This is a genomic window from Curtobacterium sp. VKM Ac-2887, assembly GCF_015350935.1.
Taxonomy (GTDB): domain Bacteria; phylum Actinomycetota; class Actinomycetes; order Actinomycetales; family Microbacteriaceae; genus Curtobacterium.
This window is the reverse complement of record NZ_JADKSB010000024.1, coordinates 1-13,425: the sequence shown is the minus strand read 5'-3', so window position 1 is coordinate 13,425 and position 13,425 is coordinate 1. Positions and strand designations below refer to the sequence as shown.

The window sequence follows — 13,425 nt, the reverse complement described above, 5'->3', positions numbered from 1 at the left end:
TACGCGTCGGGACTGCGGACGGGCGGGACGCCGATGCGCCCGGCGATCAGGCTCGGGCGTCGACTCCGCGGCGGTGCCGTGCCGCAGGGTGGCGGCTCGGCAGTCGTGCCGGCCCGCCGCCCTGAACGCGCTGGCGAAGCGTCTCACCGTCGGTGTACCGCTCGGGCAGTCGGCCGCGTTCCCGCAGCAGTGGGGTGACGTGGGTCGCGAAGTCGCGCACGGTGTCGAACGAGTGGTACTGCCGCAGGTTGATGCCGTCGATCCCGTCGTCGTCCAGCCAGCCTTCGATCTGTTCGGTGACGGCCTCGGGGACACCGGCGGCCCAGAAGGCGCCGTGCCAGGCCTCGTTCACCCGGTCCAGGAGCTCTCCCACGGTCTGGTCCAGGGCAACGCGGCCGACCAGCCGCTCGCCGCCCTCCACCCCTTCGGCATCGAGTGCGTCCCGGACGGAGCGGGTGCGCGGGTGCGCGAGGGCGTCGAAGGGCACGCTCCCGTGGATGAGGGGGCCTTCCTCGCTCTGGAACGCGCGGTACTGGGCGACCTTGTCGTCGACGTCGCGCTGCGTCGGCGCGGTGATCACGGCGGCCTGCGTCACGAACTTGACGTCGTCACGGTCACGGCCCGCCGACTCGGCGGCGGCCCGGACGGCGTCAGCGGTGCGCTCGACGCCGTGCCCGCCGGTGAAGACGACCTCGGCGTGCCGGCCCGCTCGGGCGATGCCGGCCGGCGAACCGGTCGCCAGGAACAGGGTCGGGGTGCGCTGCGGCGACGGCTCGGACAGGTGCGGGCCGGCGACCCGGAAGTGCTCACCGACGTGGTCGATCCGGTGGACCTTCGCGGGGTCGGTGTAGATCCCGCGTTCGGCGTCCCGCAGGACGGCGCCGTCCTCCCAGGAGCCCTCCCACAGCTGGTACAGCACCTCGAGGTACTCGTCAGCGATCTCGTACCGGGTGTCGTGCGGGATCTCGGTCGCCAGGCCGAAGTTGCTGGCCGCGTTCGGGAGGTAGCTCGTGACGACGTTCCAGCCGACGCGGCCGTTCGTCAGGTGATCGAGCGTCGACATCCGTCGCGCGAACGCGAACGGTGGCTCGTAGCTGGTCGAGAAGGTGATGCCGAAGCCGAGGTGCTCCGTCACGGCCGCCATCGCCGGGACCACGAGCATCGGGTCGTTGTTCGGGATCTGCAACCCCTCGCGCAGCGCCGGTGCAGCGGAACCGCCGTACACGTCGTAGGCCCCGAGGACGTCGGCGATGAACACCGCGTCGAACTGCCCGGCCTCGGCGGTGCGCGCCAGCTCGGTCCAGTACCGGATGTCCGTGTAGCGCTGCCGGTTGTTGCCGGGCAGGCGCCACAACCCGTGGGTGATGTGGCCGACGCAGTTCATCTCGAACACGTTGAGCAGCAGGCGTTTCGGCATCCCCCGAGCGTAGGAACCGACGCCGGATCCCCGGTGTTCGTGACGGAGTGCTACGTGCGTGGCGACGTCATCCGACGGCACAGAGCGGACCAGGTGTGACGCCGGATGTCCGTCCGTTGCGGAGTGTTGCCCGGCGCTCGCGGCCGACGGACCCCGGCCGTACCGTCCTTCCCCATGGTTCGTCTCTCACTCCGACCGTTCGTGGTCGCGGCCTCGGTGGTCGCCGTCGTGACGCTGGTCGCGGGCTGCGCCGACGGGTCGACCGGCGCGGGCCGCGACCGGGGCCCGGTCCGCGGCGGCACGCTCGTGTACGCCACCGACCGCGAACCGACCTGCCTCGACCCGCACAACTCCGGGGACATGCCGCAGACGTACATCGCCAGGCAGTACCTGGACTCGCTCGTGTCGCTGCAGGAGGACGGCAGCGTGCAGCCGTGGCTCGCGTCCAGTTGGACGATCTCGGACGACGGCAAGCAGTACGACTTCACACTGAAGCAGGGCGTGCGGTTCACCGACGGCACCCCGTTCGACGCCCAGGCCGTGGTGGACAACTTCACGCAGATCCTCGACCCGGCGACGCAGTCCTCGACCGATCTGCTGTACTTGACGGGGTACTTCGACAAGGCCACCGCGATCAGTGACCACGTCGTCCGGGTCTCCCTGAAGCGGCCGTACTCCCCGCTCCTCGCCGCGCTGTCGCAGGCGTTCTTCGGCATGGAGTCGCCGAAGGCCATGGCACGGGGACTCGCCGCGAACTGCGAGTCGCCGGTCGGTACCGGGCCGTTCGAGGTCACGAAGTGGAACCACGAGCGGGACGTCGAACTGGTCCGGAACGACACGTACAACAGCGCGCCGGACGACGCGAAGCACCAGGGCCCCGCGTACCTGGACGGTATCACGTGGAAGTTCCTGAAGGACAACACCACCCGGTACGGCGCACTCAGCTCGGGCGAGGCGGACGTCATCTTCAACGTGCCGCCGGAGAGCGAGGGCCTGGCGAAGTCGGATCCGTCGATCGAGCTGCAGTCGTTCGTGCACTCGGGATCGCCGTTCAGCCTGGACATCAACACGCAGAGCGCGGTCTTCAGCGACATCCGCGTCCGCAAGGCGTTCGTGCACGCCTCGGACGCGAAGGAGGCCGTCGAGAGCGCCTACAACGGCGTGTTCCCGTACGAGGGCAACAACGTCTCCTCGGGCACACCGCACTACGACGCCGCGCACCACGAGCCCTTCCCGTACGACCCGGCAGCGGCGAAGGAACTCCTCGACGACGCTGGCTGGAACGGCCGTGACGCCGACGGCTACCGGACGAAGGACGGACGGACGCTCACGGTGAAGCTGCCGTACAACGCGGACTCCGCCGAGACCCCACCGGCGGACGTCACGATCCTGCAGGACATCCAGGCGATGGAGAAACGCGTCGGGATCAAGGTCGTGCTGCAGGCGCTCGACTCCTCCTCGATGAACGCCGTGTGGGGCGACCCGAAGGCCTACGACCTGCTCGGGAACTACTGGAACAGCCCGACCCCGCACGTCATGTACATCAAGTACTCGAAGGCGACCTACGACGTCGACAACGGGCAGAACTCGGCCTTCGCCTACGACGACGAACTCGACCGGCTGCTCATCGAGGGCACGGCGACGACCGACCCGGCGAAGCAGGCGACCGCGTACTCGAAGGCGCAGGCACTGCTGTCGTCCAAGGCCTGGTCGCTGCCGCTCTACCCGATCCAGACCCGCCTCGGGATCTCCGAGCGCGTCAGCGGCGTGTGGATCGAGCCGAGTGAGGGCGAGCCCGTCCTCTCCGACGCCTACTTGATCGACGGAGGCAAGTGATGGTCGTCCGAGTCACACGGCGCCTCGTCGAGGCGGTGGTCCTGCTCCTCGCCGTCGGCACCATCGTGTTCTTCCTCGAACACGCGGTGCCCGGTGACCCGGCGGTCGCGATCCTCGGTGGTGCCGCCGCTCACCCCACGAAGGAAGCCGTCGCCGCCGTCACGGAGCAGTACGGTTTCGACCGGCCGCTCATCGTGCAGTACGGCGACTTCCTCGGCGGGCTGTTCCGGCTCGACTTCGGGGAGTCCTACACACTGAAGCAGTCCGTCACGACCGTCGTCGCGGGACAGATCGGTCCGACCCTGGCGCTGACGGTGTCCGCGCTCGTCATCGCATGGTTGCTCTCCATCGCCTCGACGCTCGTCACTGCCGGACGTCCCGGAATGGTCGGACGCCTCGGCTCGGTCGTCGAGACGGTCGCGGCCGGACTCCCGCAGTTCTGGCTCGGCCTCGTGCTGCTGCTGGTCTTCGCGGTCCAGCTGCACTGGTTCCCGGTCATCGGGTCGGGCGTGCTCGGCATCGTCCTGCCGGCGCTGACCCTGGCCATCCCGCTCGCCGGGTTCCTCGGGCAGGTCACCCGCGACGAGTTCGAGGACAAGCAGCAGCAGCCGTTCGTCCTCTCCGCCCGCAGCCGTGGTCTGTCCGACCGTGCGATCCGCGGGAAGTACGTACTCCGGCACGCGGCGCTCCCCGGAGTCACGCTGTCCGGCTGGGGGCTCGGATCGTTGGTCTCGGGAGCCGTCATCGCCGAGGTCGTCTTCGCCCGCCAGGGCATCGGGCAGGTCCTGGTCACGGCCGTGAGCGCGCAGGACCTGCCGCTCGTCATCGGCATCACCTTCGTCGTGGCACTCGTCTACGTCGTGGCGAACATCCTGACCGACATCGCGTACGTCCTGGTGGACCCGAGACTGCGCCACACGAGCGGAGCCGCAGCATGACCACCGCAACGATCGCACCCAGCGAACCCCGTGCCCTGCAACCAGACCCGGCACCGGCCGAGGCCGGTGTCCGCACGGTGCGTCGAGCCTCCCACCCGTTGCGCCGCGTCTCGTTCTGGGTGGCCGCCGCCTTCATCGCGCTCGTCGCGACGGCGGCCCTCTGGCCGTCCCTGCTCGCACCACAGGACCCACTCGCCATCGACCTGGGCAAGAGCTTCGACGCACCCAGTGCGCAGCACGTCTTCGGGACCGACCAGTCCGGCCGGGACGTCTACTCGCGTGTCGTGCACGGGGCCGGCCAGTCGGTCCTGATCGGGGTCGGCGCGACCGCGCTCGGCCTCGCCGGGGCCGTCCTCCTCGGCGTCCTCGGCGGACTCGGCGGCCGAGCGGTCGACGCCGTGGTGACGCGTGTCATCGAGGTGCTCTACGCGTTCCCGGGCATCCTGCTCGCGCTCATCCTGATCGCCGTCTTCGGGTCGAGTGCCGGGACACAGATCCTGGCCGTCGGCATCGCGACGATCCCGGGGTACGCCCGGATGGTGCGTGGGCAGGTGCTCGCGGTCCGCGGGGCCGCGTACGTGCAGGCCGAACGCGCGCTCGGGCACTCCTCGGCGCACGTGCTGTTCCGGACGCTGCTGCCCAATGCCTTCCGGCCGCTCACCGTGCTCGTCACGCTCGGCATCGGGCAGGCGATCGTCTGGGCGTCCGCGCTCGGGTTCCTCGGCATGGGCGTGCAGCCGCCCGCCCCGGAGTGGGGCGCGATGCTCAACGCCGGCCGGAACTACCTGCAGCAGGCGTGGTGGCTCGACTTCTGGCCGGGCGTCGTGATCGTCCTGCTCGCGCTGTCACTGACCGCCGTCGGTCGCGCCCTGCAGACCCTGACCCAGCCTGGAGGCCCCCGGTGACCACCGCATCGCAGCTCACGTCCGCCACGGCGTCCGTCCCGTTCCGTGGTGGCGACGATCCCGTCGTCGACGTCCGAGGTCTCTCCGTCGCCTTCGGCGGCCGCACCGTCGTGCAGGACGTCTCCTTCACGCTCGAGGCCGGACGCTGCGTGGCGATCGTCGGTGAATCCGGCTCCGGCAAGAGCGTCACGGCCCGGTCGCTGCTCGGGCTGAACGGTCCGACGTCGACGACCACGGCCTCGACGCTGTCGCTCGGCGGACGCGACCTGCGCGACCTGTCCGACGCCTCGTGGCGGAAGGTGCGCGGGAAGGAGGCCGGGTACGTGCTGCAGGACGCCCTCGTCTCGCTCGATCCGCTCCGGAAGGTCGGGGCGTCCGTCGCCGACGCGCTCCGGGTGCACGGCGTCGGACCGCGGGCGGAGCGCGAACGGCAGGTGCTCTCGCTGCTCGAGCGCGTCGGGATCCCGTCGCCGTCGTTGCGTGCGCGGCAGCTGCCCTCGGAACTGTCCGGCGGGCTCCGGCAGCGCGCGCTCATCGCCGCGGCGATCGCCCTCGACCCCGCGGTGCTCATCGCCGACGAGCCGACGACGGCGCTCGACACCACCGTGCAGGCGCAGATCCTCGCTCTCCTCGACGAGCTCCGTGCAGGCGGGACCGGGCTCGTGCTCATCAGCCACGACCTCGGCGTCGTCGAACGACTCGCGGACGACGTCGTGGTGATGCAGCACGGTGTCGTCGTCGAGCAGGGGCCGGTCGGCGCCGTCCTCGGAGACCCGAAGGACCCGTACACGAAGCGGCTGCTCTCGGCGATCCCCGCAGCGCACGCGCCGGGCACACGGTTGTCCGACGCTCCCCGTGCCACCCTCGCGCCGCGGCCGGCCTCGCGGCCGGTGCCCGTCGCCGGATCGGTGGTGCTCTCCGTCTCGCACGTCAGCAAGCGCTACCGCGGCCCCGACCGGGTCGTCCGGACCGTGGTCGACGACGTGTCGTTCGACCTGCGCGCAGGGGAGACGCTCGGGATCGTGGGGGAGTCCGGCTCCGGGAAGTCCACGACGGCTGCCATCGCCCTCGCGCTGACCGCGCCGTCCTCGGGCTCCGTCACGTTGGAGGGACGGCCCTGGTCGGCACTGTCGGAGCGTGCTCGTCGCGGTGATCGACCGCGGATCGCAACGGTGTCGCAGGACCCCCTGTCGTCGTTCGACCCGCGCCGCAGCGTGGGTGAGCTGATCCGTTCGGCGCTCACCGGGGCGCGAGCCGCCCGTGGCGAACCCGAGGACGGTCGTTCCGACACCGCTCGCACGGAGGAGCTGCTCACCGGCGTCGGACTCGACCCGTCCATCGCACGCCGGCACCCGTCGACGCTGTCCGGCGGGCAGCGACAGCGCGTCGCCATCGCCCGCGCGCTCGCCACCGATCCAGACGTGCTCGTCCTCGACGAGGCCGTCAGCGCGCTCGACGTGTCCGTCCAGGCGCAGGTGCTCGACCTGCTCGCCGACATCCAGCAGGAATACGGAACCGCTGCGCTCTTCATCTCGCACGACCTCGGTGTGATCCACCACGTCAGCGATCGCGTGCTCGTGCTGCGCGACGGTCGTGTCGTCGAGGAGGGAACGGCCGACCAGGTGTTCCGCTCGCCGCGCGACCCGTACACGCAGGGGCTGCTCGACGCGATCCCGGGCGTCAGCGCCCACCGGAAGTTCCAGGAGGAATCATGACCACCACGACACTGCCCACCCGCACCTCCCTGCTGGAGCGCTTCGCGCCGGTGTTCGAGCGGATCGCGGCCGGGGCGGTGGAGCGCGAGCAGAGCCGTTCCCTGCCGCACGAAGCGGTCAGGTGGCTGGCGGATTCGGGCTTCACAGCCGTGACGGTGCCGACGTCCTCCGGCGGCGCGGGTGCGTCGGCGACCGACCTCTTCGCGCTGCTCATCCGTCTCGCGGAGGCCGACTCGAACATCCCGCAGCTCCTCCGCGCGCACTTCGCGTTCGTCGAGGAACTGCTGCTCGAACCCGACGTCGTCCGCCGTGACGAGTGGTTCACCCGCATCGCCGCGGGCGAGGTCTTCGGCAACGCCAGCCACGAGCGCTCGACCGCCGCGGTCGGATCCCTGTCGACGCACATCGTGCCCGACGGCGACGGCTGGCGCCTGCACGGTGAGAAGCACTACAGCACCGGCACGATCTTCGCCGACTGGACGACCGTCTCCGCGCGCACACCGGACGGGCACACCGTCGGGGTCACCGTGCGGGTCGACGACCCCGGTGTGGAGGTCCGCGACGACTGGAACGGCTTCGGGCAGCGGCTGACCGGCAGCGGCACGACGAGGTTCGACGGCGTCCGCGTGGAGCTCTGGCAACTCCGACCCGAGCGTGCGGAGCGGCGAACCGTGCTGCCGGCGTTCCTGCAGACCGTGCTGCTGGCGTCGCTCGCCGGGGTCGGCGCCGCGGCCGCCCGCGACGCCGCATCGTTCGTACGGTCACGGACCCGGCACTACCAGCACGGAGTCGGGGCGACCGCGGCCACGGACCCGCTCGTGCAGTCCGTCGTCGGCCGCATCGCATCGGACGCGATCGCCGCCGAGGCCCTCGTCCTGGACGCCGCCGCGGCCATCGACGCTGCGCACGGCGCGATCGAGTCCGGTGATGACGGAGCCGACGCGCTGATCGATGCGGCCGAACTCCGGACGATCGCCCTCCAGGGAGTGGTGGTCGAGATCGTGCTCCGGGCGGCGACCACGCTCTTCGAGGTCGGCGGGGCCAGCGCCACCGACCGTGACCGTTCCCTCGACCGGCACTGGCGGAACGCGCGGACCCTGTCGTCGCACAACCCGGTGGTGTTCCAGCAACGGGTGATCGGCGACCACCTGGTCAACGGCTCCCCGCTGACCTACTTCTGGGCCACGGGTGAGACCGGGTGATCACGCCGGCCGACATCGTGCGGAGCTACGCTGGCGGACAGTGACACGTCCTCCCGCACACCCAGCGGCACCGGTTCGCTCCTCGGACGAGGGGCGGTGGTCTCGTGCGCCCGGAACGGGGACTCCCGACGGAGTTCCCCAGCGCCCCGGCGCCCTGTCGAGACCACTCCAGAGAGACCGTTCGTCCATGTCATCGTCTTCTTCTTCTTTTCCTCCTCCCTCTTCTCCCGCCGAACGCTCGGCCCTCCGCGCTTCGTGCGGTGACTGCTTCGCGCTCTGCTGCACCGCCTTCGGGTTCCAGCGGTCCAGCGACTTCCCGATCGACAAGGCCGCAGGGACTCCGTGCCGCAACCTGGCCGACGACTTCTCCTGCACGATCCACCAGGCCCTCCGTCCACGGGGGTTCACCGGATGCACCACCTTCGACTGCTTCGGGGCCGGCCAGTACGTCTCGCAGGTCCTGTTCGACGGCACGAGCTGGGTCGACGAACCCGACTCGAAGCCCGAGATGTTCCGGGCCTTCGCCGTCGCCCGGCAGCTCCACGAGATGCTCTGGTACCTGGCCGAGGCGGTGTCCCGATCGACCGTTCTGGGGTCTGCGGAAGCACCGACCGTGCTCGGGCGCCGCATTCAGCAGGTCCTCGACGGCGAGCTGGCCGACGTCATCGCGGTGGACGTCGAGTCGCTCCGGTTCGACGTTCGTTCCGTCCTGATCGACGTCAGCGCCGAGGCTCGAGCTGGGTACCCCGCCGCCGGTGAGGCGGTCGGTGACCTGCACCCGTCGGCTGACCTGGCCGGCCGCGACCTGCGATCTCGCGTCCGGGTCGGCGCCGATCTGCGCGGTGCGGTCCTGATCGCCGCGGACCTGCGGGGAGGCGACCTGTCTGGCGTGGACCTGCTCGGGGCGGACCTGCGCGATGCCCGGCTCGGGGGAGCGGACCTGTCGAACGCGCTGTTCCTCACCCAGCCGCAGGTGAACGCCGCCCAGGGTGACGCATCCACGGTGCTGCCCGACGACCTGGACCGCCCGTCACACTGGTCGCTCCGGTGATCCGGTGATCCGGGTCAGGGCAGAACGATGACCTTGCCGGCGATCCTCCCGGCTGCGCCCTCGGCGTGCAGTGCGGGGAGCTCGGCGAGCGGGATGCGCCGCGTGACCTCGACCGTCAGTGCACCGTCGTCGACCAACGCGACGAGCTCCGTCAGGCGTTCGCGGTTCGGCAGGACGAACACGGTCGCTGCGCGCACGTCTCGGGACTCGTCACCCGGGGTGGCCATGAACGCCGTGGTGCTCACGACGACCCCGCCGTCGCGGACCGCTGCGACGTCCGCCGCGAACTGCTCGGGCTCGATCGGCGCCAGGTTGAGCAGCACGTCGACCTGACCGTCGAGGGCGTCGAGCAGGTCGACGTCGGTGTGGTCGATGACCTGGTCGGCACCGGCCGCGCGCACGGCATCAGCACTGCGGGGGCTGGCGGTCGCGATGACGTGTGCTCCGGCGCGCTTGGCGAGCTGGACGGCGTACTTGCCGACGACCCCGCCGGCACCCACGACGAGCAGCCGCTGTCCGGCGGTGAGCCGGCCGTCGTCGAACAGGGCCTGCCAGGCGGTCAGCGCGACGGACGGCAGCGCGGCCGCGTCGGCCAGTGGGATGCTCGTCGGCGCTGCGACCACGGCGTCCGCCGGTGCGATGACGTACTCGGCTGCCCCGCCGTCGCGGTCCATCGGCAGGAACGCGATGACCGCGTCGCCCACGGTCAACCCGGTCACCCCCTCGCCGATCGCGTCGACCGTGCCGGAGACGTCGTAGCCGGGGACGTGCGGCAGCTGGATCGGGATCGGCAGGAAGCCGGCCCGCATGCCGTTGTCTGCGGCGTTGTACGCGGACGCCGCGACGCGGAGCCGCACCTGACCCGCTGCCGGGGTCGGCTGCTCGACCTCGCCGTACTGGAGGACCTCGGGCCCGCCGACTTCGTGGAACTGCACTGCCTTCATGATGCTGCCCTCTCGTAGTTGCTTCGAATTCGAAGCGCTTGTCGGAGACGTTAGCACTGCTTCGAACTCGAAGCAACAGGTAGGATGGCTGCATGAGCGACACCCCCACCGCACTGACCCCGACACAGCTCGGCGCCTACTTCGCGCTGACCGAGGTGAGTGCACTCCTGCGCCCCGCGGTCGAGAAGCAGCTCCGCGACGTCGGCGGGTTGAGCACCGTGCAGTTCCAGCTCCTGGCGCGCTTGGGTGACGCTCCGGAGGGGCACCTGCGCATGACGGACCTGGCCGACGGTGTCGTGTACAGCCGCAGCGGGCTGACCTACCAGGCGCAACTGCTCGAACAGCGCGGGCTCGTCACGAGGTCCCCGTCGCCGGACGACGAGCGCAGCACCGTCGTCGCGATCACCGACGCGGGGCGCGAGGTCCTTGCCGAGGTGTTCCCCGGCCACATCGGCACCGTGCACGAACTCCTGTTCGCACCGATCACGGACGACGACGCGACCGACCTCGGCCGGATCCTCGGACGCATCAGCGAACACCTGCGAGCGAACCCACCGCGGTCGGCGTCGCGACGATCCGTGAAGGGGGCGTCCGCGTGACCGTCGGAGCGCGCGCTGCTCGGTGGATCATCGTCGGCTCGGTCGTCGTCGGACTGGCGCTGACCGTCTACGCGACGTCGTACTGGCTGTTCCCGACGTCGTTCCAACTCCAGGAGCGGTTGCCCGACGGATCGATCAACCCGCGCACGTGGGCCGACCTGCTCGTCTCGTACGTCCTCGCGCTCGGCTGCTTCGCGGTCGCCGGATGGGTGGGCGTGCAGCGGCTCCGCGCTCGCCGCCGCTGAGGCGTCAGCTGCGCGTGCGTGACCGTCGCCGCGACACGGTGTCGACGACGAGTGTGGCGACCCCGAGCGCGATCCCGATCAGGCCGAGCAGGTAACCGAACAGCATCAGGATGCCGCCGCCGATGTTCGCACCGCCCCCGGTGTCGTTCGCGAGCGACCACCCACCGATCCCGACCGACAGGAAGGCGCCCAACAGGAACACCGTGCACATCACGTGCAGGACCCTCGTGCTCTGGGAGGTCATGGCGGCTCGCTTCCGTGGGTGGACCGGTACCGGATGGTAGCGCGACCTGCGAGGGTGGAGCGATGACCCTCGAGATGCTCTGGGAACGTGCCGATCCCGCCCAGGTGCTGCGGAGCCGCTTCGGGTTCACGGACGTCGCCGCTGCCGAGGACTGGGTCATCCGGACGCTCGACCGGTGGTGGAACGTGCACGTCGTCGTGTGCGAGCGCATCGTGATGAGTGACCACAACGCGCTCGCCTGGGTGTCGACCGCTGACGGCCGGATGCTCCTGAAGTGGTCCATCGCACCGGAGGGGTTCGAGCGCTTGGCGTTCGCGGCGGACCTCACGACGTGGCTCGCGGAGCGCGGCCTGCCCGTTTCCGCCCCGGTGCCGACGCCCGACGGACGGGTGCAGGTCGAGGACGACGGGGTCTCGATGGGGCTCCAGCGCGTCATCGACGGAACACTGCTGGACGTCCGTGAACCGGCACAGGTCCGCGCCGCCGGTGCGACGCTCGCCCGCTTCCACGACGCCCTGCGCGACAGCCCCGATCGGGAGCGCGCAGCCGGTGTGCGCCCGCCGCCGGCCCCGCTCCTGCAGCAGGTCGAGGACTGGCTCGACGGTGCGACGACGCACGTGCCGGACCGTGCCCGGGTGGAGCTGCGACGGTTGCTGACGGCCGCGCCGTCCGACGACCTGCCGGTCCAGATCGTGCACGGGGACTACCGGGCGGCGAACGTCCTGTGCGCTGACGCGGACGTTGTCGCCGTCATCGACTTCGAGGACCTGCGCCGCGACCACCGCATCGTCGAACTGGCGCGGTCGGCCGTCCTGCTCGGGACGCTCTTCCACGAATGGGGGCCGGTCCCCGAAGCCGTCCATCGGCAGCTGCTCGACGGCTACCGCTCGGTGAGCGCGCTCACTGCCGACGAGCTCGTGTGGTGGGACGTCCTGGTGCTCTGGAACACGATGCTGTTCATCCCGCCGGGGGACGACCCCACCGGGTGGGGTGCTGCTGCCGAGGCGCTCGCCGGTTAGCGGCCGAAGCGCTTCGCCGCCCGGGCGACGGCCACGAGCGCGGCGACCCCGAGTGCGATCCCGGCGATACCGACGACCATGCCGCCCATGTACATGAACCCCGCGGCGAAGTTCACGCCGGTGCCGTCCGGGGTGAGGATCGTCCAGACCGAACCACCGGCTGTGAGCAGGAAGCCCAGACCGAGGAAGACGACCGCGAGGGTGACGATGGAGCGGATGTGTTGCACGGTCTGAACCGACCGAACCCGCGCCGGTGGCAGAGTGGCGTGATGGGGAGCATCCGGAACATCTCGGTCGGGCTGCCGACCAAGGACGGCCACGTGCTGCTGTCCGAGTCGTTCGACCAGACGCGCGGCCTGCGCTTCCACCGCGCGGTCGGCGGCGGCATCGAGTTTGGGGAGACCGCCGTCCAGGCGCTCCGTCGCGAGTTCCGCGAGGAGCTCGACGTCGCACTCGACGAGGTCCGGCTGCTCGGCGTCCTCGAGAACCTGTTCGAGTACGAGGGGCAGCCCGGGCACGAGTACGTCCACGTGTTCGCCGTCCGGTCGGCCGATCTGGACGAAGTGCCGCTCGACGCCGAACTCGTGGTGCTGGACGAGGGCAGCCCGGTGCGCTGGGTGCCCGTCGAGACGGACGCGCCGGTGTTCCCGGTCGGCGTGCTCGATCTGCTCGCGGGTACCGTCCCGATGAAGTCCTCGGCCAGCTGATGTCACGAGACCGCAGCACCCGAGTACACGTTCACCTACAACGCCGCCGAGCAGATGACCTCCGCCGTGCACAACGGATCCCAGACGACGACGTACAGGTACGCCGGCGCTGACCAGAAGTCGCTGCTGTCCCTGTCCACCGCCGGCGGAACCACCCGCACGTACATGTACGGCAGCGCGGACCAGAACGGGAATCCGACGCTGGTCACCTCCACCCGGAACGGGCAGCGGTCGAACATCGTCAACGACGCCAAGACCGGGCAACCCATCGCCCTGGCAACCCCGTCCTACGTCACCGGCTTGTACGCCTACGACGGGACCGGGAACCCGTTCGCGCTCCTCGTCGACGACGCAGCCGCGTTCTCCCACTCCTACGACCCGTACGGTACCGAAACCGTCAGCTACGACGGCGGCGGCGACGGACTCCCCTCCAACCCGTTCACGTTCAAGGCCGGCATCGATGACATCGCCACCGGGCTCGTGAAGTTCGGGCAACGTTGGTACAACCGGGACTGCTGCAGGTTGGGTTGACTCCTGACCTCTGAGGACTTGGTCCTCGGTGGAAGGATGTCGATCATGGCCAAGCCCTATCCGGAGGAGTTC

General features: G+C 70.4%; 15 protein-coding genes. 11 read left to right on the top strand and 4 right to left on the bottom strand.

The features are described from left to right. Positions 1 to 46 precede the first annotated feature (46 nt). On the bottom strand, positions 47 to 1,417 hold the full coding sequence (locus ITJ69_RS18280; RefSeq protein WP_131880588.1) for an NtaA/DmoA family FMN-dependent monooxygenase: 1,371 nt from the start codon (positions 1,415 to 1,417) through the stop codon (positions 47 to 49). A gap of 174 nt (positions 1,418 to 1,591) precedes the next feature. Between ITJ69_RS18280 and ITJ69_RS18275 the strand changes: the two genes are divergently transcribed. From ITJ69_RS18275 to ITJ69_RS18255, 6 genes are all read left to right on the top strand, one after another. Next, the gene (locus tag ITJ69_RS18275; protein ID WP_194673601.1) at positions 1,592 to 3,253 is read left to right on the top strand and encodes an ABC transporter substrate-binding protein; all 1,662 of its coding nucleotides are present in this window, start codon (positions 1,592 to 1,594) and stop codon (positions 3,251 to 3,253) included. Then, positions 3,253 to 4,191: an ABC transporter permease gene (locus ITJ69_RS18270; RefSeq protein WP_131880592.1), complete on the top strand. Its 939-nt coding sequence runs from the start codon at positions 3,253 to 3,255 to the stop codon at positions 4,189 to 4,191. The genes ITJ69_RS18275 and ITJ69_RS18270 overlap by 1 nt, the downstream gene beginning before the upstream one ends. Beyond that, positions 4,188 to 5,096: an ABC transporter permease gene (locus ITJ69_RS20605; protein ID WP_228506099.1), complete on the top strand. Its 909-nt coding sequence runs from the start codon at positions 4,188 to 4,190 to the stop codon at positions 5,094 to 5,096. The genes ITJ69_RS18270 and ITJ69_RS20605 overlap by 4 nt, the downstream gene beginning before the upstream one ends. Next, complete coding sequence (locus ITJ69_RS18265; protein ID WP_323743150.1) at positions 5,093 to 6,811, top strand: ABC transporter ATP-binding protein; 1,719 nt, start codon at positions 5,093 to 5,095, stop codon at positions 6,809 to 6,811. The genes ITJ69_RS20605 and ITJ69_RS18265 overlap by 4 nt, the downstream gene beginning before the upstream one ends. Further along, entirely contained in the window at positions 6,808 to 8,013 is a 1,206-nt protein-coding gene (locus ITJ69_RS18260) for an acyl-CoA dehydrogenase family protein (protein ID WP_194673599.1), read from the top strand. The genes ITJ69_RS18265 and ITJ69_RS18260 overlap by 4 nt, the downstream gene beginning before the upstream one ends. Positions 8,014 to 8,200: 187 nt before the next feature. Then, positions 8,201 to 9,064: a pentapeptide repeat-containing protein gene (locus ITJ69_RS18255; RefSeq protein ID WP_194673598.1), complete on the top strand. Its 864-nt coding sequence runs from the start codon at positions 8,201 to 8,203 to the stop codon at positions 9,062 to 9,064. Between the two features lie 14 nt (positions 9,065 to 9,078). Here ITJ69_RS18255 and ITJ69_RS18250 read toward each other — a convergent pair whose 3' ends face one another. Then, positions 9,079 to 10,008 (bottom strand): NADP-dependent oxidoreductase, encoded by a 930-nt coding sequence (locus ITJ69_RS18250; RefSeq protein ID WP_194673597.1) that lies wholly within the window; start codon positions 10,006 to 10,008, stop codon positions 9,079 to 9,081. Between the two features lie 92 nt (positions 10,009 to 10,100). Between ITJ69_RS18250 and ITJ69_RS18245 the strand changes: the two genes are divergently transcribed. Further along, a complete protein-coding gene (locus tag ITJ69_RS18245; protein WP_194673596.1) occupies positions 10,101 to 10,607 on the top strand; it encodes a MarR family winged helix-turn-helix transcriptional regulator in 507 nt (168 codons plus the stop codon). Continuing rightward, positions 10,604 to 10,852, top strand: coding sequence for a hypothetical protein (locus ITJ69_RS18240; RefSeq protein WP_123291903.1), 249 nt, complete (start codon positions 10,604 to 10,606; stop codon positions 10,850 to 10,852). Before ITJ69_RS18245 ends, ITJ69_RS18240 begins: the two co-directional genes overlap by 4 nt. Before the next feature lie 4 nt (positions 10,853 to 10,856). Here the strand turns inward: ITJ69_RS18240 and ITJ69_RS18235 are convergent, their stop codons facing one another. Beyond that, positions 10,857 to 11,096 (bottom strand): hypothetical protein, encoded by a 240-nt coding sequence (locus ITJ69_RS18235; protein ID WP_123291904.1) that lies wholly within the window; start codon positions 11,094 to 11,096, stop codon positions 10,857 to 10,859. A 62-nt stretch (positions 11,097 to 11,158) separates the two neighbouring features. Between ITJ69_RS18235 and ITJ69_RS18230 the strand changes: the two genes are divergently transcribed. Next, on the top strand, positions 11,159 to 12,115 hold the full coding sequence (locus tag ITJ69_RS18230) for a phosphotransferase (protein WP_194673595.1): 957 nt from the start codon (positions 11,159 to 11,161) through the stop codon (positions 12,113 to 12,115). Here the strand turns inward: ITJ69_RS18230 and ITJ69_RS18225 are convergent. Next, entirely contained in the window at positions 12,112 to 12,342 is a 231-nt protein-coding gene (locus ITJ69_RS18225; protein WP_194673594.1) for a hypothetical protein, read from the bottom strand. The genes ITJ69_RS18230 and ITJ69_RS18225 overlap by 4 nt on opposite strands. Positions 12,343 to 12,384: 42 nt before the next feature. Here ITJ69_RS18225 and ITJ69_RS18220 point away from each other — a divergent pair, with 42 nt between their 5' ends. Together ITJ69_RS18220 and ITJ69_RS18215 are read left to right on the top strand one after the other, a co-directional pair. Beyond that, positions 12,385 to 12,822, top strand: coding sequence for an NUDIX hydrolase (locus ITJ69_RS18220; RefSeq protein ID WP_194673593.1), 438 nt, complete (start codon positions 12,385 to 12,387; stop codon positions 12,820 to 12,822). 66 nt (positions 12,823 to 12,888) lie between these two features. Then, positions 12,889 to 13,353: a hypothetical protein gene (locus tag ITJ69_RS18215; protein WP_194673592.1), complete on the top strand. Its 465-nt coding sequence runs from the start codon at positions 12,889 to 12,891 to the stop codon at positions 13,351 to 13,353. Positions 13,354 to 13,425: the final 72 nt, after the last annotated feature.

What these genes read in the sequence shown, in the direction of transcription:
- ITJ69_RS18280 (WP_131880588.1), bottom strand. Translation starts at nt 1,417, where the DNA reads ATGCCGAAACGCCTGCTGCTCAACGTGTTCGAGATGAACTGCGTCGGC.
- ITJ69_RS18275 (WP_194673601.1), top strand. Translation starts at nt 1,592, where the DNA reads ATGGTTCGTCTCTCACTCCGACCGTTCGTGGTCGCGGCCTCGGTGGTC.
- ITJ69_RS18270 (WP_131880592.1), top strand. Translation starts at nt 3,253, where the DNA reads ATGGTCGTCCGAGTCACACGGCGCCTCGTCGAGGCGGTGGTCCTGCTC.
- ITJ69_RS20605 (WP_228506099.1), top strand. Translation starts at nt 4,188, where the DNA reads ATGACCACCGCAACGATCGCACCCAGCGAACCCCGTGCCCTGCAACCA.
- ITJ69_RS18260 (WP_194673599.1), top strand. Translation starts at nt 6,808, where the DNA reads ATGACCACCACGACACTGCCCACCCGCACCTCCCTGCTGGAGCGCTTC.
- ITJ69_RS18255 (WP_194673598.1), top strand. Translation starts at nt 8,201, where the DNA reads ATGTCATCGTCTTCTTCTTCTTTTCCTCCTCCCTCTTCTCCCGCCGAA.
- ITJ69_RS18250 (WP_194673597.1), bottom strand. Translation starts at nt 10,008, where the DNA reads ATGAAGGCAGTGCAGTTCCACGAAGTCGGCGGGCCCGAGGTCCTCCAG.
- ITJ69_RS18245 (WP_194673596.1), top strand. Translation starts at nt 10,101, where the DNA reads ATGAGCGACACCCCCACCGCACTGACCCCGACACAGCTCGGCGCCTAC.
- ITJ69_RS18235 (WP_123291904.1), bottom strand. Translation starts at nt 11,096, where the DNA reads ATGACCTCCCAGAGCACGAGGGTCCTGCACGTGATGTGCACGGTGTTC.
- ITJ69_RS18230 (WP_194673595.1), top strand. Translation starts at nt 11,159, where the DNA reads ATGACCCTCGAGATGCTCTGGGAACGTGCCGATCCCGCCCAGGTGCTG.
- ITJ69_RS18220 (WP_194673593.1), top strand. Translation starts at nt 12,385, where the DNA reads ATGGGGAGCATCCGGAACATCTCGGTCGGGCTGCCGACCAAGGACGGC.